At 63.2% G+C, this 21,283-nt stretch carries 20 protein-coding genes and 2 pseudogenes; 10 read left to right on the plus strand and 12 right to left on the minus strand.

From position 1 onward, the window contains the following. Positions 1-28: 28 nt before the first annotated feature. Both otnC and otnK read right to left on the minus strand, forming a co-directional pair. On the minus strand, positions 29-667 hold the full coding sequence (otnC, locus tag LG661_RS07605) for a 3-oxo-tetronate 4-phosphate decarboxylase (RefSeq protein ID WP_230531276.1): 639 nt from the start codon (positions 665-667) through the stop codon (positions 29-31). Further along, on the minus strand, positions 664-1,950 hold the full coding sequence (otnK, locus tag LG661_RS07610; protein ID WP_230531277.1) for a 3-oxo-tetronate kinase: 1,287 nt from the start codon (positions 1,948-1,950) through the stop codon (positions 664-666). The genes otnC and otnK overlap by 4 nt, the downstream gene beginning before the upstream one ends. 184 nt (positions 1,951-2,134) lie before the next feature. On the opposite strand from otnK, the gene LG661_RS07615 reads away from it, so the two are divergent. Further along, positions 2,135-2,917: a hydroxypyruvate isomerase family protein gene (locus tag LG661_RS07615; RefSeq protein ID WP_230531278.1), complete on the plus strand. Its 783-nt coding sequence runs from the start codon at positions 2,135-2,137 to the stop codon at positions 2,915-2,917. 90 nt (positions 2,918-3,007) lie between these two features. On the opposite strand, the gene LG661_RS07620 is transcribed toward LG661_RS07615, so the two are convergent. Then, positions 3,008-3,199, minus strand: a complete 192-nt coding sequence (locus tag LG661_RS07620; protein WP_230531279.1) for a hypothetical protein — start codon at positions 3,197-3,199, stop codon at positions 3,008-3,010. 593 nt (positions 3,200-3,792) lie between these two features. On the opposite strand from LG661_RS07620, the gene LG661_RS07625 reads away from it, so the two are divergent. The 3 genes from LG661_RS07625 (at position 3,793) to LG661_RS07635 (ending at position 6,880) form a co-directional block, all read left to right on the plus strand. Continuing rightward, positions 3,793-4,275, plus strand: coding sequence for an HU family DNA-binding protein (locus LG661_RS07625; RefSeq protein ID WP_322098843.1), 483 nt, complete (start codon positions 3,793-3,795; stop codon positions 4,273-4,275). Positions 4,276-4,572: 297 nt separating this feature from the next. After that, a complete protein-coding gene (locus LG661_RS07630) occupies positions 4,573-4,827 on the plus strand; it encodes a hypothetical protein (RefSeq protein ID WP_230531280.1) in 255 nt (84 codons plus the stop codon). A 370-nt stretch (positions 4,828-5,197) separates the two neighbouring features. After that, positions 5,198-6,880 (plus strand): M10 family metallopeptidase, encoded by a 1,683-nt coding sequence (locus LG661_RS07635; RefSeq protein WP_230531281.1) that lies wholly within the window; start codon positions 5,198-5,200, stop codon positions 6,878-6,880. Positions 6,881-6,996: 116 nt separating this feature from the next. On the opposite strand, the gene LG661_RS07640 is transcribed toward LG661_RS07635, so the two are convergent. From LG661_RS07640 to LG661_RS07670, 7 genes are all read right to left on the minus strand, one after another. Continuing rightward, complete coding sequence (locus LG661_RS07640) at positions 6,997-7,488, minus strand: GAF domain-containing protein (protein WP_230531282.1); 492 nt, start codon at positions 7,486-7,488, stop codon at positions 6,997-6,999. A gap of 72 nt (positions 7,489-7,560) precedes the next feature. Next, positions 7,561-9,372 (minus strand): ABC transporter ATP-binding protein, encoded by a 1,812-nt coding sequence (locus LG661_RS07645; protein WP_230531283.1) that lies wholly within the window; start codon positions 9,370-9,372, stop codon positions 7,561-7,563. Positions 9,373-9,677: 305 nt separating this feature from the next. Then, positions 9,678-10,220, minus strand: a complete 543-nt coding sequence (locus LG661_RS07650) for an MOSC domain-containing protein (protein WP_230531284.1) — start codon at positions 10,218-10,220, stop codon at positions 9,678-9,680. A gap of 38 nt (positions 10,221-10,258) precedes the next feature. Continuing rightward, the gene (locus LG661_RS07655) at positions 10,259-10,708 is read right to left on the minus strand and encodes a DUF488 domain-containing protein (protein WP_230531285.1); all 450 of its coding nucleotides are present in this window, start codon (positions 10,706-10,708) and stop codon (positions 10,259-10,261) included. Positions 10,709-10,717: 9 nt separating this feature from the next. Then, entirely contained in the window at positions 10,718-11,293 is a 576-nt protein-coding gene (locus LG661_RS07660; RefSeq protein ID WP_230531286.1) for a cyclase dehydrase, read from the minus strand. A 10-nt stretch (positions 11,294-11,303) separates the two neighbouring features. Continuing rightward, entirely contained in the window at positions 11,304-12,476 is a 1,173-nt protein-coding gene (locus LG661_RS07665; protein WP_230531287.1) for a zinc-dependent alcohol dehydrogenase, read from the minus strand. Positions 12,477-12,597: 121 nt separating this feature from the next. Beyond that, positions 12,598-13,053, minus strand: coding sequence for an NUDIX hydrolase (locus tag LG661_RS07670; protein WP_230531288.1), 456 nt, complete (start codon positions 13,051-13,053; stop codon positions 12,598-12,600). A 213-nt stretch (positions 13,054-13,266) separates the two neighbouring features. On the opposite strand from LG661_RS07670, the gene LG661_RS07675 reads away from it, so the two are divergent. From LG661_RS07675 to LG661_RS07690, 4 genes and pseudogenes are all read left to right on the plus strand, one after another. Further along, entirely contained in the window at positions 13,267-14,040 is a 774-nt protein-coding gene (locus tag LG661_RS07675; protein WP_230531289.1) for an inositol monophosphatase family protein, read from the plus strand. Positions 14,041-14,194: 154 nt separating this feature from the next. Then, a pseudogene (locus LG661_RS07680) lies at positions 14,195-15,240 on the plus strand (ABC transporter substrate-binding protein). A gap of 121 nt (positions 15,241-15,361) precedes the next feature. After that, complete coding sequence (locus LG661_RS07685) at positions 15,362-17,554, plus strand: ABC transporter permease (protein WP_230531290.1); 2,193 nt, start codon at positions 15,362-15,364, stop codon at positions 17,552-17,554. 5 nt (positions 17,555-17,559) lie between these two features. Continuing rightward, complete coding sequence (locus LG661_RS07690) at positions 17,560-18,666, plus strand: ABC transporter ATP-binding protein (RefSeq protein ID WP_230531291.1); 1,107 nt, start codon at positions 17,560-17,562, stop codon at positions 18,664-18,666. Between the two features lie 6 nt (positions 18,667-18,672). On the opposite strand, the gene LG661_RS07695 is transcribed toward LG661_RS07690, so the two are convergent. Beyond that, entirely contained in the window at positions 18,673-19,443 is a 771-nt protein-coding gene (locus tag LG661_RS07695) for an ion transporter (protein ID WP_230531292.1), read from the minus strand. Positions 19,444-19,621: 178 nt separating this feature from the next. Here LG661_RS07695 and LG661_RS07700 point away from each other — a divergent pair, with 178 nt between their 5' ends. Next, positions 19,622-20,281, plus strand: coding sequence for an HAD family hydrolase (locus LG661_RS07700; RefSeq protein WP_230531293.1), 660 nt, complete (start codon positions 19,622-19,624; stop codon positions 20,279-20,281). Between the two features lie 13 nt (positions 20,282-20,294). Here LG661_RS07700 and LG661_RS07705 read toward each other — a convergent pair whose 3' ends face one another. Continuing rightward, positions 20,295-20,702, minus strand: a complete 408-nt coding sequence (locus LG661_RS07705; RefSeq protein ID WP_230531294.1) for a winged helix-turn-helix transcriptional regulator — start codon at positions 20,700-20,702, stop codon at positions 20,295-20,297. A gap of 38 nt (positions 20,703-20,740) precedes the next feature. On the opposite strand from LG661_RS07705, the pseudogene LG661_RS07710 reads away from it, so the two are divergent. Next, positions 20,741-21,175: pseudogene (locus LG661_RS07710) on the plus strand (NADPH-dependent FMN reductase); the annotation flags it as partial. Between the last annotated feature and the right edge of the window lie 108 nt (positions 21,176-21,283).

Below are 21,283 nucleotides of genomic sequence, written 5' to 3' on the forward strand. Positions count from 1 at the left end.
GCCCGCAGGTCCTGTTGAAACGATAGTCTCAGCTCGGGAACACCCTCTCCAATTCCTCGACGGCCTCACAGGTCAGCGGACGGGCCGGCCGATCTCCGATGAGGAAGAACAGCTTGGAAGTCTCCTCCAGCTCCTCGCTGTTATAGACCGCTTCCTCCAGCGACCTGCCCGACACGATGGGCCCGTGATTGGCGAGCAGCATGGAGGCATGATCCCGCGCAACCTGGCGCACGGCCGCCGCAAGGGCCCGATCGCCGGGTCGATGATAGGGCACGAGCGGCAATCGACTAACGCGCATCACATGATAGGCCGTCAAGGGCGGCAGCACGTTCGCGGTGTTCTCGTGGCACAGGCATGAGAGGGCCACCGCATGGGTGCAGTGGAGATGAACGACGGCGCGAGCCGATGGGCGCTCCTCAAACATGGCGAGGTGAAAGAAGGCTTCCTTCGAGGCCGGATCGCCCGCAAGGAGCGTTCCGTCCCTGGCCAGTTTCGAGATGCGGGCCGGATCGAGAAAGCCAAGACAGGAGTTGGTCGGCGTTACCAGGATACTGCCGTCCTCCAGACGCACCGAGAGGTTGCCGGCGGTCCCATGGGCGAGCCCGCGCTGGTAGAGGATGGCGCCGAACCGGGCCATCGCATCGCGCAGGCGTGTTTCATCGCTCATGGCGTGCTCCTGTGGGCGCCGGACAGCGCCTTCAGCGCCTTGCTGAAGAAATCGGGCGCACCGAAGTTTCCCGACTTCAGCGCCATCGCGATCCCCTTGCCGTCGGCGGCCACCAGAACCGGCACACCGGGATCGATCTCGGGGCCGATATGGAACGATCGCACGCCCAGGGCAGAAACCACAGCCCCCGAGGTTTCTCCGCCGCCGACCACGAGGCGGCGGACGCCCGAGGCGAGCAGCAGTCTTGCCGTCTCCGCAAAGAGCGCCTCAAGCCTGCTTGCGACATTCTCGCGGCCATACCGCGCCTGCAGCGCGGCAACCTGTTCCGGGCGAGAGGAGGAAAAGATCAACGGTGCGCATCCGGCATTCTCCTTCACGAAGGCCTGCAGGTCCTCGGGCGATACCCTGCCGTCCATGACGGCATCCACATCAATGGGAAGGACAGGATGCTCCTTGGCATGGGTCTCAACCTGGGTCAGTGTGGCGCGCGAGCAGCTGCCCACGAGGATTGCCTCAGGCCCTTCGACGGCCTCCACCTGCGGCTGCCCTCCCCTTGCCAGCCCCGCCCTGATGAAGTTGCGCGGCAGGCCCAGCGCAATGCCCGAGCCTCCGGTGAGGAGCTTCGCGTCCGTGCAGGACTCCCCGATGGACAGCAGATCGTCATTGGTGAGCGCATCGACGATCACGAGCCGCTGCCCCTGATCGGCCGAGGATGCAAGCGCTTGTCGGGTTGCGTCGCCTCCTCGCGAAATCACGGACCAGTCGACGAGCCCGACCGGATCCGAGCATTGCCGGCCGAGCCACCGCCGCAGATCGGCGTCGGTCATGGGATTGAGCGGGTGATGCTCCATGCCCGATTCGTTCAGCAGCCGGTCGCCCACGAAGAGGTGGCCCTTGTAGATCATGCGGCCCGCATCCGGGAATGCGGAGCAGGCAACGACGCCCCTCACGCCGAGGCGCTGGGCCAGCGCTTCACCGACCGGGCCGATATTGCCTTGAGGCGTGGAATCGAAGGTCGAGCAGTACTTGAACACGATCTGCCGGCAGCCCTGGGCCTGAAGCCATTCAAGAGCGGCCAGCGACTGGGACACGGCCTCCTGGGCGGGAATGGAGCGGCTCTTCAGGGAGATGACTCCGGCCTCGACGCCCGCCGGCGCCGGCGTGGTCGGCACGCCAAGAAACTGGACCGTCCTGAGGCCGCCATCAGGGCCGTAGCCCTTGGCGATCGTGTTGGCGATGTCGCTCGCCCCCGTGAAGTCGTCAGCGATCACTCCGAGCAGCATGTCAGAGTCTCCCTCCGAACCCATTAAGCGAGGGCCCGCCGCGGAAAGCAAGCGGACCAAGGCACAGAGCCCCATCCTCGATGAAGCGGCAAGCCGTCTGTATTGCAACATAGGGCAGCGTTCGTCACAATCCCATCCTGCGCTCGCCGGCAGCGCGAAGCCCCTTGTACATCCGGATGAACCGATGCCCCGCTTCTCAGCCAATCTCGGCTTCCTCTTCGCCGACCGCCCCGATGTGGACCGGGTTGCCGCCGCCGCGGATTCCGGCTTTGAGGCGGTCGAGATGCACTGGCCCTATCATGTTCCAGTGGCGGAGATGCGCAGCGCTCTCGCGCGAAGCCGCATGACCATGCTTGGACTGAACACCCGCGTCGGCAACGCCGCCGCAGGCGATTTCGGGCTGGGCGCCCTGCCGGGTCGCGAGAGCGAGTTCCAGGCAGCCGTGGACGAGGCCCTCTCCTATGGAAGCGGCATCGGTGCGACCGCCGTTCACTGCATGGCCGGAGCCGTCCCTCCCGGCGATCTCCACCTGGCGGAGAACACGTTCGTCGCGAACCTGAGAGAAGCCGCCGACAAAGCAGCGCAGGCTTCCATGACGGTGCTGATCGAACCGATCAACCACCGAGACAAGCCCGGCTACTTCCTGCACCACATCGAACAGGCTGCCGCGATCATCGGGAAGGTGGGCCGATCCAACGTCCGCCTCCTGTTCGACTGCTATCACACGCAGATCATGCAAGGGGACCTGACGAGGCGGCTGGAAACCCATCTCGGCATCATCGGGCATGTGCAGATTGCCGCCGTGCCCAGCCGCGCCGAACCCGATGAGGGCGAAGTCGACTATCGCGACATCTGCCGCACGCTCGACCGCCTCGGCTATGACGGTTGGATCGGAGCGGAGTACAAGCCGCGCGGACGCACGGAAGATGGGCTCGGCTGGCTTGCAGCCCTGTCCGCAAGCAGGTAATCCGCCGGACAAGTCCATCCGGCGGCCCGGCTGGGTACCCGCTTCATCAGTAAGGTCGCCAATCCCGGCGCTGTTTCCTGGCCCGTGCGATCATCCATCGGTGCCCGGCAGAAGGCGGTGGAATTCGTCCGGCGGGTGCTGAAGCCCATCCGCATCGGTGATGATGACATCCAGCACCCCGTCAGCAAGAAGATCGTGCGCCTTCTCCACTGCCGCGGCCGCCGTCGCGCAGGTGAGCGCCACCGGCCCGTTCAGTCCCTGTCCCGTCACAACAAAGAACATGTGGCCTCCTGTCGCTTTCAATGAAGACATGCAGATTAGGCGTCCCATAGCCACTGCATTTATCGAACACGATCGCCCGGCCCCTCCCAGTCCTGTTTCTCCTGCCAACGGCGAGAGGCCAATCCAGGAAATTGCGGAGAACCGAGACATGAGCTTTCAAATCGTCTCTGTTTAGTTTTGGCCGCAGGCGGCATCCGTTTCAAGGTCAACCCTGAAGCCTGTGATTTCAACTCTGTACTGCGGGTGCCGTGCATCGAGGCGCTACATTGAAGGGCTAAGTTGCCGTTCAAGCTCGGGCGGAAGGCGGATATTGGGGTAGTGAGATAGGATTGAGACCACCAGGAACTCCTGCCAGATTGCCCGCGCATTGCGGAGAGAGATCCGTCAGCTTTGCAGCAAGACGCTTGGGGATATTCCCCCTACCCGATGCGCCACCGAAGCTTGAGCTGCAGGCCTCCTGTCCACAGATGCGCCGGAACGCAAAAATACTTGGGAATGCGCGACGAAATGGGATTGACGGCTTTAAATCCTTACTGATGAGACTAAGCGTAGACTTGGAGTCGCCAATCACAGTTCACAGGAAGGAGCTTCTAGTGGCGAAAACTGCAACGAAGACCAAGACAGCACCGGCCCGCAAGGCCGAAACCAAAGCTTCGGGATCGAAGACTTCCGCAGCCAAGGCCAGCGCGAAGGCGCCGGCCAAGAAGAGTGCGAAGGCAGCCGCCCCCAAGGCCGCTGCGAAGGCACCGGCCAAGAAGGCGGTCAAGAGCACGGCCAAGGCCGCTGCGACGAAGGCTTCGCCGATCCTGACGCTGCGCAACATCGCCGAGAACCTGGCGGAGGCGCACGAGATGCCGAAGCGTCAGGCGAATGAGATGCTGACGCAAGTGGTCGAGATGATCACCAAGAGCCTGAAGAAGGGCGAAAAGATTCGTCTGACAGGCCTTGGGATCCTGCAGGTGCGCAAGCGCGCCGCCCGCATGGGCCGCAATCCGCAAACCGGCGACCCCGTCAAGATCAAGGCCTCGAAGAAGATCGCTTTCCGTCCTGCCAAGGACCTCAAGGAAGCCATCTGATATCCGCACCTGCGGGCTGCTCCGATCATCAGAGGGGCAGTCCGCAGCCTGCGCTGAAACGAATACCGCACACGTCCGACACTCGTGCCGGGACCGGCACGAGGGCATGATGCCCTCCCCGCCGCTCAAGGCCCGTCCCAAGCTCGCACTTGCAATAGAGTGACAAAAGGTGCAGTTGCTTTTGCCGCATCTTGTTGCACTATGGACAAGCTAGGAATGGCTCGCCGTCAGGGCGAAGCGCTTCCTGGACCAACGACCGGAGCGGAACAAAAAACTCCGGCGATAGGGGGCAACAGCATGACACACTCGGTATCGACGCCCGAGAGCCTTGATCCGTATGCGACGCTCGAGAGCATTCTGGAGGTCATCGGCCGATCCTGGCTCACGGAGGAGTGGCGCCTTGAGGATATCCGCGTTCTAGCGCAGACCGCGATTTCAGGCCGCAAGGATCAGGGTACCACGGTTCTCCGACAGGATTTGCCCGACGCCTTTGCGGTGACCATCGAGAGCATGAACAGGGCTCTGAGGCAGATCCGGTCCTCCTCTCTCTGACATCGGTTGACGGCTCGACCTCTACAGCACCGACACATGCTTGGAGCGGTTTACGGCAGTCCGGAGAACCGCCTCCAATCCCTTGCGCTTCCTTCTCTCACACATGCGGCAGATTGTCCGAAGGGATTGAAGTCAGGCACAAAAGACTTTTGGCTTCGTAAGCTGCCTCGTAGAAACAAGAAAACTCACAAGAACGGTTGCACTGCAACCAGGGGCATAGCTACCGATGAAGCAATTAGCTATTCGTCACGACGCGACTCTTCACGGCAGCGCGGGTTCACCTCGCCTTGACGGATAAAGGCGGATCCTTCAGACCCTGTGCCATTCCTTTTTGCGCGCACGCCCGTGCATTCCTTCCAAAGACTTCACCATGCCAGCCGCATCGACTTTCAGCTTCACCGGCAATTCATACATCGACGCCATTCTATGCGACACCCGGTGGGACACGACGCGCCTGACCTACAGCTTTCCAACGATCGCCTCCTGCTATGGGAACGGCTATGGAGAGGGAGAGGCCTCTCACGGCTTTGGCGCCTTCAGCACTGCGCAGCAATCAGCTGCGCGGGGGATCCTGAGTCTTTATACCTCGGTCTGCGGCCTGACCTTCAAACAGGTGAATGAGACGCCCACGCAGCACGCCACCCTGCGCTTTGCGCAGTCGGATTTTCCCAGCACCGCCTGGGCCTATTTTCCGGATGCAGCTGAAAGCGGCGGAGATGTGTGGGTCAACAGGACCAGCAAGGATTACGACAGCCCGCAGCTGGGCAACTACGCCTATTTCACCTTCGTGCACGAGATCGGCCATGCCCTCGGCCTCGACCATCCGCATGAAGGGATCGCAATGCCTGAGAGCCGTGACTCCATGGAGTACACGGTCATGAGCTATCGCTCCTATACCGGCGGCTCCACGACATCCGGCTATGCGAACGAGACCTGGGGCTACGCGCAATCGCTCATGGTCTATGACATTGCCGCCCTGCAGCACATGTACGGCGCGAACTACGCCACGAACAGCGGCAGCACACGGTATTCCTGGAATCCGACAACAGGAGAGATGTCCGTCAACGGACGCGGCCAGGGCACGCCCGGAGGCAACCAGATCTTCCAGACCATCTGGGATGGCGGCGGCTCCGACACATACGATTTCTCTCAGTACAGGACCGGCCTGAAGATCGATCTTCAACCTGGAGCCTGGACACAGACATCCTCCGAGCAGCGCGCGAAACTTCACTGGAGCGGTTCTGAGGTGGCCGCTGGCAACATCGCCAATGCGCTTCTCTACAACAATGACAGTCGCTCCCTGATCGAGAATGCGGTTGGGGGCTCGGCTGCCGACAGCATCAAGGGCAACATCGCGGCCAACAGGCTCATGGGAGCCGGCGGCAATGACAGGCTCTACGGCCTTGACGGCAACGACGTCCTGACCGGCGGAACGGGCAAGGACTATCTCAGCGGCGGCAGCGGATCGGATTATGCAAGCTATTCGAACGCCAAGTCGGGCGTGAAGGCCGATCTGGTTTCGGTGACCACCAATAGGGGCGATGCCCGCGGCGACAAATATTCCGGCATTGAGGGATTCTACGGCAGCAACTACGCCGACTCGCTCCACGGCAACGCCGCTGCCAACAAGATCAAGGGCCGAAGCGGGAGCGATACCCTGCTGGGACGCAGAGGAAACGATCTTCTCGATGGCGGCTCCGGCAATGACAAGCTGTATGGGCAGAGCGGAGCGGATACGCTGATCGGCGGCAGCGGAGAGGACATTTTCCTCTTCAAGACGGCAAGCCAATCGCGTGGCTCATCCACCGATACGATCAAGGACTTCAAGCGCAGCGCCGACCATATCGACCTGCGCAGCATCGACGCCAACACGTCGGCTGCCGGCAATCAGGCTTTCACCTTCATCGGCAAGGCCGGGTTTCATGGGAAGGCGGGTGAGCTGCGCTTCGCGAGCGGCCTGCTTTCGGGTGATGTGAATGGCGATGGCGTCGCGGACTTTCAGGTCAGGGTTCCCGGCCTGACCTATCTCAGCAAAGGCGACTTCTATCTTTGACAGTATAAGCGGCAGCGGCATTCCTTCGCCGCGCCTGCCACCTGAATGCGTCCTCACGCAGCAATGCGACTGCCGCCAGCGGCGGGTCCCGGCTGGATTGATCGAGGCGGTTGATCTTAGAGGTCGGAGGCGTCGAGATAGATCCGGACGAGCCTCTCGCACCCCTCCCGGTCCTCCTCGTCGAATCGGTTCGGGCTTGGACTGTCGAGATCAAGAACGCCCAAAACCTGTCCGTCCTTGATGAGCGGCACCACGAGTTCGGAACGGGAGGCGCTGTCGCAGGCGATGTGCCCCGGGAAGGCATGAACATCCGGCACGACCACGGAGGCCTTCCGCTCCACGGCTGTCCCGCAGACCCCGCGTCCGACTGCGATGCGCACGCAGGCCGGCTTTCCCTGGAAGGGACCGAGCACGAGTCCCTCGCCGCGCATGAAGTAGAATCCCGCCCAGTTCAGGTCTGGCATGAGCCCGTAGATCAGGGCGGACATGTTGGCGGCATTCGCGACGGCGTCGGGCTCACCCTCCAGCAGCCCGGAGAGCTGCTGGGCCAGGGAACCATAGAAACCGCGCTTATCGCCGGCGGAGGAGATGGGCTTCGCTTCGAACATGGGATTCCCTTATGAGGCCTGGTCAGCCTTGTCCAGAGGAAGATAGCAGGTTGCAGAGGCTGGCTAGCGGCCTCATTCCGCAGCCAGATCCGACGCGCGCTCCGCTCTCGCGAAGTCTAGTCCCTGGTGATCGCAGAGGCGGCGGTAGAGGCCGCCCTTGCGGTAGAGGCTTGCGTGGTCACCCTCCTCCACGATACGCCCCTTCTCGAAGATGAGGATGCGGTCAAGAGCACGTACCGTGGACAGGCGGTGGGCGATCACGATGGAGGTGCGCCCCATCATGAGCCGCTCCATCGCCTGCTGGATCAGCGCTTCCGATTCCGAGTCGAGGGCCGAGGTCGCCTCGTCGAGGATCAGGATCGGCGCGTCGGCCAGGAAGGCGCGGGCGATGGCCACCCGCTGGCGCTCGCCGCCGGAGAGCTTCACGCCGCGCTCGCCAACGAGCGTGGCATAGCCTTTCGGGAGCTGCATGATGAAGTCATGCGCATTGGCGAGCCGCGCCGCACGTTCGATCTCCGCCATGCCGGAGCCGGGACGTCCATAGGCGATATTCTCGGCCAGCGTGCGGTGGAACAGGATAGGCTCCTGCTGCACGATGGCGATCTGCGCGCGCAGGGACGATTGCCGGGCTGCTGCGATGTCCTGTCCGTCGATGCGGATCTGCCCGCCCGTTACGTCGTAGAGGCGCTGGATCAGCTTGACGAGCGTGGTCTTGCCCGATCCCGAAGGACCGACGAGACCGACGCGCTCGCCCGCCCGGACGGTCAGCGAGAGGTCCCGGTAAAGCGGCTCATCGTGGCCGGCATAGTGGAAAGTGACACGGTCGAACTCCACCTCCCCCTTCCCGATCCGGATCGGGTTCGCGCCGGGGCGATCCGGCACGCCGATCGGCTCTCCGGTGATCGCAACGAGCTCCTCCATGTCGTTCACCGAACGGCGGAGGTTATTGATGTGCATGCCCACATCCCGCAAATAGCCGTGGATCACGAAATAGGCCGTCAGCACGTAAGTGAGATCACCCGGCGTCGCACGCCCCTGCCACCAGAGCCAGATCGCTGTCCCGATGATGGCCGCACGGATGCCGAGCAGCGCGATGAACTGCGCCGTGCCGCTGTTGGTGCCTCGCTGCCAGACCCGCCGCGTGCGGCTCTGCCACTTGCCGACCACCCAGGCGAGACGTTCATCCTCGCGGGTCTCCGCACCGAAGGCCTTCACGACTGCGTTGCAGCTCAGGGCATCGGCGAGCGTGCCGCCCATCCGCGTGTCCCAGGAATTCGCGAGCCGCGCTGCGGGCGCGACATAGCGCACGGCGAGAAAGCCGGTCATGACGATGTACGCGAGCGCCGACAGGGCCACGACAAGACCCATGATCGGCCAGCGCAGGCCAAGAATGAGCATCGAGCCGACGAGGACGACGAGCGAGGGCAGCAGTGCCAGCAGCAGGGTGTCATGCAGAAGGTCGAGCGCCCACATGCCGCGCGTGATCTTGCGCACGGTGGATCCTGCGAAACTGTTGGCATGCCAGTCCGTGGAGAAGCGCTGCACGCGCGCGAACGCATCCTGCGCCACGCGCCCCATGACCCGTAGCGTCAGTTCGACGATCCCGTAGAAGGCCAGATGGCGCATGACGATCATGATCAGCCCTAAGCCTGTCATGAGAGCGAAAGCGACGAGAGCCGCATGGAGGGCGTCGTCCCGAGAGCCGCCTGTGGCGATGGCGTCGACGAGCTGTCCGGCAAAGACCGGCATGAAGACGTCCGCAAGCGTGGAGACCATCATCGTCGCGACAATGAGGACGACATAGCGCGGCTCTTCTCGCCAATGGCGGAATGTGAAACTCAATACGTCGCGGGTCGCGTCCCCGCTCTTCGTCTGCTGGGTCATCGGCCGAACAGACCGCGCGCAAAGCGCAGCCTCTCCTGAAAGCTCGGATGAGCGGCAGACGGCAACAGCCTTCGAAGGGACGCCGGACGCCGCTCGGATCTCTGTGAAATGGGGAAGGTTTACGGGGGCGCAGGGCCTCTCAGCCCCGCATCGACAAGCCTAGCGCCTGGATGCGGGAGGTTTCGTCGGCAAGCACATGAATGCCATGCAGTCCTCCCTCTCTTGAAAGCAAACCTTCCAGCTACTTACCGGAAACGGCGCGATTTGGCAACCAGCCGGCAAGACACGTCCTCAAAGACAGTTCCTCAAACACATTCCAAGGGCCGGTATGGCCCGGGCGGGTGCTCGACCCTGATCGAATCGCCCGGTCGAATCTCGCCGCCCTCGATGACGATCGCCATGACCCCGGATTTGCGGATGACGTTGCCCTCCGCGTCCCCATCCAGCACCGCCTGCATTGGGCCTTTCTGGAAGCGGTCGATCTGGACGCAAGGATTGCGCAGACCCGTCACCTCGATCACGGCCGCTGTCCCGATGAGCAGGCGCGCCCCGGTCGAACGCCCCAGCAGATCGATGCCGCGGGTGGTGACGTTCTCTCCCATCTCGCCGGCGCGGACACTGAAGCCTTTGGCCTGCAAGTCATCGAACAGCTCGGAATGGATCAGGTGGACCTGACGGAGATTGGGCTGGCTCGGATCCTTCGCTACGCGCGAGCGGTGCTTCACGGTCGTGCCGAGATGGGCGTCGCCCTCAATGCCGAGGCCGGCCAGCAGGCGGATGCGATCTCGATTCGCCTTGCTGAAACGATGCGTGCCACTGGAACTCACCGCCGTGACGATTGCGTTCATGACCTTGAGCCCTCTCCCCAGCCCTCCTCTGCATTGGGCTACAGGACCGCCAAGTCTACCGTCTCGAAGCCTCTCTCCGCCAAGCGCTGCGCCAGAATGCGGCGATGGCAATGGGCGGGATCGCGTTCGAAGCACAGAAGGCATATGGGTTGATTGCGTGCCAGGGCTTCGAGGTCCTGGAAAGCTTCCTGCGCGGCTTCGGTGGCGAGCACCGCGTCGCAATAGATCCGGCGCATCGTCTCCCCATCCCCGGCGCGGGCAGCCTGGCGGCCCTCCTTGGGCGTGCCGAGGTGAATGAAATGCTGGTAACCGATCTCTTCGCGGGTCAAAGCTTCACGCAGCGCGGATTTGGAGAAGCCGCGTTTGCGAGAGAGCGCGACAGCCCTGACATCCGCCAGGGCTGATACGCCTGCGTCCTTGAGTGTCGCGAGAAAGCGGTCCACGTCCGCTCCCTCGTAGCCGATCGTAAATACCTGCGGCTTCGCCATGCCGCGAGGTTACATGGATGGCTGCGGATGTCGAGGCGGCTCCGGTTGTGTATAGGGGCGCAGGGGATCCGGCGTGCGGAACCCACGCGGGGCCTCGAAATCGCTTGCTGCGCCTCGGGCCTGCTCCACGCCGCGCGGGAAGCCGCTCCGGCCGGAATAGTCCTGCATGGGCGGCAGCCGGCGTCGGCTCTCGCGGCTCAGGGTCTGGGCGCAGTAGACATCGAGCGCCGTCACGCCGGCCACAGCCGCCATGGCGATCCCGATATTCTCCTTCTTGCGGTTGCGGCCCTCGAGCCCGGTCGCAAGCGTCGCCAGATCGAGCGCATCGCCAGCGACACGGCCCCAGATCCAGGGTGCAGGATCCTTCGACGCAAGAATGCCGATGCCTGTCGCGATCTCTCTCACTCCATAGGCCGCGATGAGCTTCTCGGAGCCGCGCATGCCGAGCGAGCGCGCCAGCTTGCGGGGCGCAGCGATTTCGGCGATCCCGAGAGCGATGGAGAACAGCCCGAGGCCACGGGCCAGGGTGTCGGTGGCCGTGTCGGCGTGACCGCGACGGCGCGTTCTTTCGGTTTCGTAGCGCATGGGTGGCACCTCAGGGTTTGAGAACGACCTTGACGCAGCCGTCCTGCTTGTCGCGGAAGATCTTGTACATCTCCGGCCCCTCCTCGAGGGACACGTTGTGCGTGATGACGAAGGACGGATCGATCTGCCCCTCCTCGATGCGCCGCAGGAGATCGTCGGTCCAGCGGTTCACATGGGTCTGGCCGGTGCGGATCGTGAGCCCCTTGTTCATGATCGCGCCGAAGGGGATCTTGTCGAGCAAGCCGCCGTACACGCCGGGCACCGAGAGAGTGCCGGCGGGACGGCAGACATAGGCCATCTCACGCAGCACGTGCGGCCGGTCCGTCTCCATCATGGTGGCCTGCTTCACCCGGTCGTACATGGCGTCGATCGTAGCTGTCGCATGCGATTCCATGCCGACCGCATCGATGCACTTCTCCGGGCCCTTGCCGTTGGTGAGCTCATTGAGCCGTTCGATCACGCTCTCTTCGTCGAAATTGATGGTGATCGCCCCGCCCGCGCGGGCCATGTCGAGACGCTCGGGAATACGGTCGATGGAAACGACCTGCTTGGCGCCGAGAAGAACGGCGCTGCGGATCGCCATCTGCCCGACCGGTCCCGCGCCCCAGATCGCCACCGTGTCCGTCGGCTCGATGTCGCACTGGACGGCGGCCTGCCAGCCGGTGGGAAAGATGTCGCTCAGGAAAAGCAGCTGTTCGTCGGTCAGGCTGTTCGGCACCTTGATGTGGGTGGTATCCGCAAAAGGCACGCGCAGATACTCGGCCTGTCCGCCCGGATAACCGCCGGTCAGATGGGTGTAGCCGAAGAGGCCTGCCGTCGTATGGCCAAAGGCCTTGGCGGCGATGTGGCCGTTGCGGTTCGTGCGCTCGCAGACGGAGAAGTTGCCGCGCTTGCACTGTTCGCACTCGCCACAGATGATCGTGAAGGGAACCACGACGCGGTCGCCGACCTTCAGCTTGCCCTTGGTCTCCGCCCCGACCTCGACCACCTCGCCCATGGCTTCGTGGCCCATGATGTCGCCGGATTTCATGCCGGGCATGAAATGATCGTAGAGGTGAAGGTCGGAGCCGCAGATGGCGCAGCTCGTCACCTTGATGATCGCATCGCGCGGATGCTCGATTTCCGGATCGGGCACGGAGTCACAGCGAATATCCGTCGTGCCGTGCCAAACCAGAGCCTTCATGGAAATCTCCCTTACCGTAACCTTCAAAAGGCCAAGCTTCATCGCTCGGCGGATGCCGCTACGGGGGAAAGACTTCTTGGGCAGGCTTGCGTTCCAGAAGGAACTGCAAAAATTCCGGGCGCTACTCCGTAAGGGCGTGCGCCTCGGCGCCGATATGCCCGGGCAGGCTGCGGATGAGCTCGGCAAGCGCCGGTTCGAGCACCTGGTGCGCCGCATCCTCGACGGCGAACCACTGCACCTTGCGCTGCCCTTTCTCGCGCCAGGTTTCGAGCTGCTTGGAGACCTCCAGCGGATAGACATTGACCCGGCACAGATCGAAATGGGCCGCGCGGCGCTTCCAATACCTGTAGTGGCCGATCGGCTTATTCCGAACCTCGCCCTTGACGCCGGCCTCCTCCACCGCCTCCTGAGCGGCAGCCTTGTGAGGCTTCTTGCCCTTCATCGGCCAGCCCTTCGGAATGAGCCAACGCTTGGTTTCGCGTGACGTAACGAGAAGCACCTCGACCTTTCCATGATTGATCCGGAAGGGAAGCGCTGCGACCTGACTGAGTTCTTCTTTTTTTGGCGCTCGGGGCATTAGGACTGGTGATTCGGAAGCGATATTTTAGAACGTAGTTGATTTAAGCCGGCTAATAAAGAATCTATTGGTCTGGCTTCAAGGACATTTTGTGTCTCCCGAATGGCACAGCTTGCGCAGTGTAGCGTAAGAAAGTGAATGTCCGACAACAGCCAAGCTGCCTTTTTTGTTCCTGAAGGACGACACGACGCTATGACGACCGAGGGCCTGGACATGAGATTTGCCGCAGCCTGCGCCATTGCCCGGGAAGCTGGCGTTCTGGCGCGCAAGCGGTTCCTGGAGCGGCCGCGCTCACAGCGTCCCGACTTCAAGGGGCCGCAGGATTTCCTCACCGCCACCGATGCGGAGGTCGAAGAACTGATCCGCCGTCGCCTGAGCGAGCTCTTTCCGGGCGATTCCTTCTTCGGGGAGGAACGCGGCGGCTTCTTCGAGCGCGATGTCTGGGTGGTGGACCCCATCGACGGCACGGCGAATTTCGCCCGCGGCATCCCGCACTTTGCGATCTCCATCGCCTTCGTGCGCGACAACCAAGTGGAGATCGGCGTGATCTACGACGTCATGCATGCCGAACTCTACATGGCCCAGCGCGGACGCGGCGCGATCCTGAACGGCGAGCCGGTCCGGGTGAGCGGCCTGACGGATATGCGGCAGGCCACCGTCGAGGCCGGCTGGTCGCCGCGCCTGCCGCCCGAACCCTATGCCGACATGGTCGGACGCCTGAAGGCGAGCGGCGCTAACGTGCGTCGGGCAGGCTCCGGCACCCTCGGCCTCGCCTATGTCGCCGACGGGCGTATCGACGCCTATTGCGAGTTGCACATCAATTCCTGGGATGCGCTGGCGGGATTGCTGATCATCGAGGAGGCGGGAGGGTGGACCAACGACTTCCTCGCCGGGGACGGCCTGCGCTCCGGGAATCCCGTGCTCGCCTGCACCCCGGGTCTCGCCCCGGCCCTGAGGGCTGCGACGGGGATCGCTCGCGAAACCTGAGACCACTTCCCTATCCACAATCCGAAGGGAAATGACCTGCTGTTCCCGACGAAAGTTCCCGGATCCCGGCAAAACCCTTGACCGTCGCCCTCAATGGAGGGAGCTTAGCCGGCTAACAATAACAACGACGCCAAGAACGACACGGGAGGATCTGATGAATCTTAAGAAGACATTCGCGACTGCGACCATGCTGGCGGGGGCCGCGACGGCCCTGTCCTTCATGTCGGCTGGAACGGCCCAGGCCCAAGGAGCGCTCGTCATGTATTGCGGCGTTCAGGAGGAATGGTGCCGCGCCATGACCAACGCCTTCGAGCGCGAGACCGGCATCAAGGTCTCCATGACCCGCAAGAGCTCCGGCGAGATCTATGCGAAGGTGAAGGCAGAATCGCAGAACCCGCGCGCGGACATCTGGTGGGGCGGCACGGGCGATCCGCACATGCAGGCGGCGGAAGAAGGCCTGACGGTCGAGTACAAGTCGCCCAAGATGAGCGAGCTTCAGGATTGGGCCGTGCGCCAGTGGGAGCAGTCCAACGACCGCACCGTCGGCATCTATTCGGGCGCACTCGGCTTCGGCTACAACACCGAACTGGTGAAGGCGAACGGCGTAGCGGAGCCGAAATGCTGGGCCGACCTTCTCAATGCCAACCTGAAGGACGAGGTTCAGGTAGCGGACCCAACTCATCCGGTACCGCCTACACGCTTCTCGCCACCATCGTGCAGCTGATGGGCGAGGAGAAGGGCTTCGACTACCTCAAATCCCTGCATAAGAACGTCAACCAATACACCAAGTCCGGCTCCGCTCCCGCCAAGGCAACAGCCCTGGGCGAGACGACCGTCGGCATCGCCTTCATGCACGACATCGTCACGCAGGTGGTGAACGATGCCCCGATCAAGGTGGTCGCGCCCTGCGAGGGCACCGGCTACGAGATCGGCTCCATGTCCATCATCAAGGGCGCGAAGAACCTCGAGAACGCCAAGAAGTTCTACGACTGGTCCCTGACGGCCGACGCCCAGAAGCTCGGCGCGGAAGCCAAGTCCTACCAGGTGCCCTCCAACAAGAACACGCCGGTTCCGCCGCAGGCTCCCAAGCTCGACGAGATCAAGCTCATCAATTTCGACTTTGCAAAATACGGCTCTTCCGACGAGCGCAGGCGCCTCCTGTCCAAGTGGGACAAGGAGGTCAAGAACCTGCCGAAATAGCCGGCCCGGACACTCGCCGGCGAAACGGCGGCCGGTTGCTGGTTGCCGGTGAGTTTCGCCATTGAACGAACTCGGACCGGACTTCGCATGAAGTCCGGTTCCGCCTCACGCGAGAATGGATATGTCACGGGCAACCCTTGGCTGGATCGTTCTGGGCTGGGTCGGCTTTGCCCTCTTGCCTTGGTACGGATTCGACCGCTACGCCGATCCTGCCTTGAGCGATTACCTGGTCACAGGATCGGGACTTGTGCACGGCCTGCGCGAAGCCTGGTGGCTTCTGCCGATCCTGGCGCCGCTGCTCATGACCCTGCGCCCGGCACTCTCGTCCTCACGCCAGTCCGACAGCACCTGGCTCATCGCCTCCGGCGCACTCGGCCTTGCCCTGATCGTCATCCAGGGCTTCTCCATCGGCCTCAACGGCTGGACCACGGATATCCTGAAGACGATCTTCGGCGAGCCGGGCCCGAGTCAGGCCGGCATGGGCTATGGCGCGGCACTGACCTCGACCGCCTTCCTCATCATCCTCTGCCACGGTCTCGCCGCGCGCGGCTGGTGCCGCGGCGACGCCTTCGTCACCTCCTCCATCGGCCTCGTCATCGCGCTCATCGGCATCTTCGTCTTCTTTCCCGTCTCGGCCATTCTCGCGAGCGCCTTCGCCGACAATGACGGCAACCTCGCTCCGCTGGAATTCGTGGCGAAGTTCACGGACAGGTCGATCTGGGGCCTGGACTGCCTGACCAGCGACCTGCGTTGCGGGGTTGCCTGGAACACGCTCTTTCTCGGCCTGCTCGTCGGCGTCGGCACCACGGCGCTCGGTCTCGCCTTTGCGCTGATCGCAACCCGAACGGAGTTCCGCTACAAGAAGCTCCTGCGCGTGATGAGCGTGCTGCCCATCATCACGCCGCCTTTCGTGATCGGCCTGGCCCTGATCCTGATCTTCGGCCGCTCGGGCATGCTCTCCACGGCCCTGTGGGAGTGGTTCGGCATCCCGCGCTCCCGCTGGATCTACGGGCTGCCCGGAATCTTCATCGCCCAGCTGCTCGCCTTCACGCCCATCGCCTTCCTCGTGCTCATCGGCGTGGTGCAGGGGATCAGCCCGACCTTGGAGGAGGCCTCGCAGACGCTGCGCGCCAAGAGCTGGACCACCTTCCTTACCGTGACGCTGCCGCTCATGCGGCCGGGCCTCGCCAACGCCTTCCTGCTCGGCTTCGTGGAAAGCCTCGCGGATTTCGGAAACCCGCTGGTGCTCGGCGGGAATTACGAAGTGCTTTCGACCAAGATCTTCTTCGCCGTCGTCGGCGCGCAGCAGGACCAGGGCCGCGCCGCCGTGCTCTCCATCATCCTGCTCGCCTTCACGCTCGGCGCCTTCCGGCTTCAGCATGCCTGGCTCGGCAAGAAGGTCTACACCACCGTCACCGGCAAGGGCGATACGGGGCTCGCCCTTCCCCTGCCCCGCCGCGTGGCGATGGCATCCTGTGCCACGGCGATCCCGTGGGCTTTCTTTACGCTGGCCGTCTACGTCGTCATCGCCATTGGTGCTTTCGTGCGCTCCATGGGCCGCGATTACACGCCTACTCTCGAGCACTTCCTGACCGCCTTCAGGATCGAGCGGACCGAATGGGGGCTCTTCTTTGCGGGCTCTGCCTGGGATTCGTTCTTCGCCACCGTGAAAGTTGCAGGCGTTGCGGCGCCTCTCACTGCAGCAGTCGGCCTGCTAACAGCCTATCTTCTCACGCGTCAGCGTTTCTCGGGCCAGCGCGCCTTCGAGTTCGGCACGCTGCTCAGCTTCGCCATTCCCGGCACCGTCGTCGGCGTGTCCTACATTCTCGCCTTCAACGTGCCGCCCATCGAGATCACGGGAACTGGCTTCATCCTCGTGATGTGCTTCGTCTTCCGCAACATGCCGGTGGGCGTGCGGGCCGGCATCGCAACCCTGAGCCAGATCGACAAGAGCCTGGACGAGGCCTCTCTGACGCTCGGCGCGCGCTCGGCCACCACCATGCACCGCGTGGTGCTGCCGCTCCTGCGTCCGGCGGTCGTCGCCTCCCTCGTCTATTCATTCGTCCGCGCCATGACGGCGGTGAGCGCCGTGATCTTCCTGGTGACCGCGGAGTACAACATGGCCACCACCTATATCGTCGGCCGCGTCGAGGCGGGCGAATTCGGCCTCGCCATCGCCTATTCCACCGCGCTCATCTTCGTCATGCTGCTCGCCATCGTGGCGATCCAGTTCCTCGTGGGCGAGCGGCGTCTCGGACGCCGCTCCTCCAGCGCCTCCACTGGTCGCGCTCCCGTTCCGGCTGTCTCATCATGAACCAGATGACCTCACCCAGCACCCTCCCCCATGCTCCGGCGTCCCGGAAGCAGGCGGCTTCCGTCGAATTCCGCAATGTGACCAAGCGCTATGGCATCGTCACCGCCGTGAGCGACGTGTCCTTCACCATCGAGCCGGGCCAGCTCGTCACCCTGCTCGGCCCCTCCGGCTGCGGCAAGACCACGACTCTGCGCATGATCGCGGGTCTCGAGATGGTGAGCGAGGGCCAGATCCTCATCGGAGGAAAGGATGTAACCCATCTCTCCGCCGCCGACCGGGACGTGAGCATGGTGTTCCAATCCTATGCCCTCTTCCCGCACATGTCGGTGCTGGAGAACGTGGCCTATGGCCCATCCGTCCAGGGCATTCCGAAGAAGGAGGCCTATGCGATGGCGATGGAAAAGCTCTCCCTGGTCGGTCTCAACGGACTCGAGAAGCGTGCGCCTTCCGAGCTCTCCGGCGGACAGCAGCAGCGCGTCGCCGTGGCTCGCGCCCTCGTGCTGGAGCCCCAGGTTCTGCTCTTCGACGAGCCGCTCTCCAACCTCGACGCCAAGCTGCGCCGGCGCGTGCGCGAGGACATCCGCGAATTGCAGCAGAGCCTCAACCTCACCGTCGCCTATGTGACCCACGACCAGGAGGAAGCGCTCGCCGTTTCCGACCGCATCATCGTGATGTCGAACGCGCGCATCGCCCAGACCGGCACGCCGCGCGAACTCTACGAGGAGCCTGCGGACCTGTTCGTGGCCGACTTCATCGGCGACGCCAATATCCTGAGCGGCGAGCTCGTATCCGTCACCGGCCCGCTGGCGCTGGTGCAGACCGGAGGCGCCAGCCTCCACCTTCCCCACCGGGGCATGAGGCCGGGTCCTGTCAAGCTCGCCGTCCGGCCGGATGCGATCCTGATCGACGAGGCGACCTCTTCCTCCGGCGCGGTTGCGGGCCGGGTGAGGAAGGCCTCCTACCTCGGCACGCAGATCGAATACGAGGTGGAGAGCCCGGTCGGCGACCTGTTCGTGGTGCAGTATGGCCGGAAGGAACCGATCGCGCCGGGCGCTCAGGTCTCGCTCGCCTTCGCGGAAGGACGTGGAGTGGCGATCATTCCATCCGCTTGAGCCGCCTCAGACGGCGCCCTCGTCGGGAATGTTGAGGATCGTGCCGCAGGCCTTGCAGTGTACCGCATCCCGATCGTGACGTTGCAGGCCGCAGACAGGACAGGGATGGCGGACCTTGTTCGGCCTCAACAGGACCTGCACGAGCCTTAGAAACAGCGTCACGCCGAAGATCATGATGACGACGGACAGAAGATGGCCGAGCGTGCCTGTCAAGGTAATGTCGCCGAAGCCGGTCGTGGTGAGAGCCGCTATGGTGAAATAGAGCGCATCCACGTAGTTGCCGATCTCAGGATTGGTCCATCGCTGCGTCTCGTAGACGAAGCCGGTCATGATGAAGATGAAGACGCCGAGATTGACGGTTGCGATGATCAGTTCCTCGTTCCGGCGGAAGAAGGTACTGTCGCTCCGCAGGCGGACGAGCAGTTGATAGGTATGCAGGAGACGCACCGTCCGTAGGATGCGAATGAAGCCAAATCCCTCTCCCACAACCGGCGCCAGGAAGGAGACGATGGCGGCGAGGTCAGCCAGGGTCACCGGATGCACCAGATATCTCCAGGGCCTGCCGCTGATCGCGAGGCGGGCCGATAAATCGGCCAGGATGAAGATTCCGAAGATGGCATCGAGCCACCACTCAAGCTCCCGCAGACGCGGCAGGAACGATGACACGACGATATAGGCGATCGTGGTCAGGTCAAAGAGGAGGAGCGCATAGCGGAAGCGATGGGCTTCCGGCGTGTCGCCCTCATAGAGAAGCCTAAGCTTGCCGACGATCCTCATCGGGACAGCCCGTCAAAGCGGCCGGGAAAAGTGCGGGTCATGGGAGCAACGGGGCGAGGTGAAGGTTTATCCATTGCTCATTTATCTGTAAGGCAGGGGCGAAATTCCAACGGGCGAGTCTCGAAGCTTTGCCTTGCCCACCTTCTTTTCCTCCCGATCCGCACGACGAGACAGCCCGATGCTTAAAGCCCTGATCTTCGACATGGACGGCACCCTGGTCCACAGCGACCCCATCCACCTCCAGGCTTTTGCCGAGATTCTCGGCCCCGAGGGCGTCGAGATCACCGATGACCTCTACAGGACTTCGATCATCGGCCGGACCAACGAGGCCATTTTTGCCTCCCTTCTGCCGGATCATCCGGTCGAAGAGCACCAGGCCTTTGCCGACCGCAAGGAGGCGGCCTTCCGCCGCCTGGCGCTGAATCTCAAGCCCCTGGACGGGCTGAACCATCTGCTCGACTGGGCCGATGCGCGCGGCATAAGGATCGGCCTCGTGACCAATGCTCCGCTGCTGAACGCAACCCACATGCTGGACGTGCTCGACATCACGGATCGGTTCGAGGTCAAGATCACCATCGAGCAGGTCGCCCGCGGCAAGCCGGATCCCCTGCCCTACCTCACGGCCCTGGAGCGACTGGGCGTTGCGGCAGAGGCGGCCATCGCCTTCGAGGATTCTCCCTCAGGCATGCGCGCCGCCAAGGGCGCGGGGATGTTCTCGGTGGGCGTGCTGACGGGCCTGACGGCGGACGAGATGAAGGCCGTCGGCGCCGATGCGACCATCGACACCTTCCATGACAGCGCTCTCTGGGACATCCTGGAGCGCAGGACCGCCGCCTGAGGCAGGTCCTCGCTCAGGCCGCCCTGTACGGCTTCGGCACCGGAGCCGAATCGGCAGCTTCGGCCCTGTCGTAGCGCCGGCGCGCCTCCAGGATCTCGTCGCGGTTCGCGACAGCCCACATGCCGAGCTCACGAACCGTCTTGAGCAGGGAGCAGCCTAATCCTGTGAGCTCATAGTCAACCCGGGGCGGAATCGTCGGATAGACGGTGCGCGTCACGAGGCCATCCCGCTCGAGTCCTCGCAGCGTCAGGGTCAGCATCCGCTGCGAGATGCCATCGACGACCCGGCGCAGCTCGTTGAAACGCCTGGGTCCCTCGCCGAGCTGGACCACGACCTGAACGCTCCACTTGTCGCCGATCTGGGACAGGATCTCCGTCACGATCCGGCAATCGGTAGGCACATGGATGTAACTGAGTGACAAGAAAGTGCCTCCTTGTGCGCTTTTCAGAAAGTTACTTAATGAGCATCGGTTACAAAACGGAACTTAGTCGTTGTTCCGGCCCATGGCAAATCAGGAGACACAATGACCCTCAAGCTTCACACCATCGTCGTCAGCACCCGCCCCGGCCGGATCGGGCCGAGATTGCGAAATGGTTCAACGGCTTTGTAGCAGAGCACGGCAAGTTCGATCCGACCCTGATCGACCTGGTCGATTTCAAGCTGCCGATCTTCGACGAACCCGACTTTCCGATGATGCAGAACTACAAGAATGCCCACACGAAGGTCCGGGCGGAGAGCGTGAGATCCGCCGATGCATTCGTGTTCGTGACCCCGGAATACAACTACTCGCCGCCTCCCTCCCTCGTTAACGCCATCAGCTATCTCTCGCTGGAGTGGAACTATGCCCCCGTCGGCTTCGTGAGCTATGGCGGCATTTCGGGCGGTCTGCGTTCCGTGCAGGCGGCCAAGCAGCTCGTGACGTCGATGAAGATGATGCCGATTCCGGAAGGCGTGCCCATGCCGATGGTCTTCCAGAACCTGGACGAGAGCGGCAATCTCAAG

Source organism: Microvirga roseola, assembly GCF_020866965.1.
Classification (GTDB): Bacteria; Pseudomonadota; Alphaproteobacteria; order Rhizobiales; family Beijerinckiaceae; genus Microvirga; species Microvirga roseola.

What these genes read in the sequence shown, in the direction of transcription:
- LG661_RS07695 (WP_230531292.1), bottom strand. Translation starts at nt 19,443, where the DNA reads ATGAGGATCGTCGGCAAGCTTAGGCTTCTCTATGAGGGCGACACGCCG.
- LG661_RS07670 (WP_230531288.1), bottom strand. Translation starts at nt 13,053, where the DNA reads ATGCCCCGAGCGCCAAAAAAAGAAGAACTCAGTCAGGTCGCAGCGCTT.
- LG661_RS07690 (WP_230531291.1), top strand. Translation starts at nt 17,560, where the DNA reads ATGACCTCACCCAGCACCCTCCCCCATGCTCCGGCGTCCCGGAAGCAG.
- LG661_RS07685 (WP_230531290.1), top strand. Translation starts at nt 15,362, where the DNA reads ATGTCACGGGCAACCCTTGGCTGGATCGTTCTGGGCTGGGTCGGCTTT.
- LG661_RS07650 (WP_230531284.1), bottom strand. Translation starts at nt 10,220, where the DNA reads ATGAACGCAATCGTCACGGCGGTGAGTTCCAGTGGCACGCATCGTTTC.
- LG661_RS07645 (WP_230531283.1), bottom strand. Translation starts at nt 9,372, where the DNA reads ATGACCCAGCAGACGAAGAGCGGGGACGCGACCCGCGACGTATTGAGT.
- LG661_RS07635 (WP_230531281.1), top strand. Translation starts at nt 5,198, where the DNA reads ATGCCAGCCGCATCGACTTTCAGCTTCACCGGCAATTCATACATCGAC.
- LG661_RS07630 (WP_230531280.1), top strand. Translation starts at nt 4,573, where the DNA reads ATGACACACTCGGTATCGACGCCCGAGAGCCTTGATCCGTATGCGACG.
- LG661_RS07640 (WP_230531282.1), bottom strand. Translation starts at nt 7,488, where the DNA reads ATGTTCGAAGCGAAGCCCATCTCCTCCGCCGGCGATAAGCGCGGTTTC.
- otnC (WP_230531276.1), bottom strand. Translation starts at nt 667, where the DNA reads ATGAGCGATGAAACACGCCTGCGCGATGCGATGGCCCGGTTCGGCGCC.
- otnK (WP_230531277.1), bottom strand. Translation starts at nt 1,950, where the DNA reads ATGCTGCTCGGAGTGATCGCTGACGACTTCACGGGGGCGAGCGACATC.
- LG661_RS07665 (WP_230531287.1), bottom strand. Translation starts at nt 12,476, where the DNA reads ATGAAGGCTCTGGTTTGGCACGGCACGACGGATATTCGCTGTGACTCC.
- LG661_RS07675 (WP_230531289.1), top strand. Translation starts at nt 13,267, where the DNA reads ATGAGATTTGCCGCAGCCTGCGCCATTGCCCGGGAAGCTGGCGTTCTG.
- LG661_RS07655 (WP_230531285.1), bottom strand. Translation starts at nt 10,708, where the DNA reads ATGGCGAAGCCGCAGGTATTTACGATCGGCTACGAGGGAGCGGACGTG.
- LG661_RS07660 (WP_230531286.1), bottom strand. Translation starts at nt 11,293, where the DNA reads ATGCGCTACGAAACCGAAAGAACGCGCCGTCGCGGTCACGCCGACACG.
- LG661_RS07615 (WP_230531278.1), top strand. Translation starts at nt 2,135, where the DNA reads ATGCCCCGCTTCTCAGCCAATCTCGGCTTCCTCTTCGCCGACCGCCCC.
- LG661_RS07700 (WP_230531293.1), top strand. Translation starts at nt 19,622, where the DNA reads ATGCTTAAAGCCCTGATCTTCGACATGGACGGCACCCTGGTCCACAGC.
- LG661_RS07620 (WP_230531279.1), bottom strand. Translation starts at nt 3,199, where the DNA reads ATGTTCTTTGTTGTGACGGGACAGGGACTGAACGGGCCGGTGGCGCTC.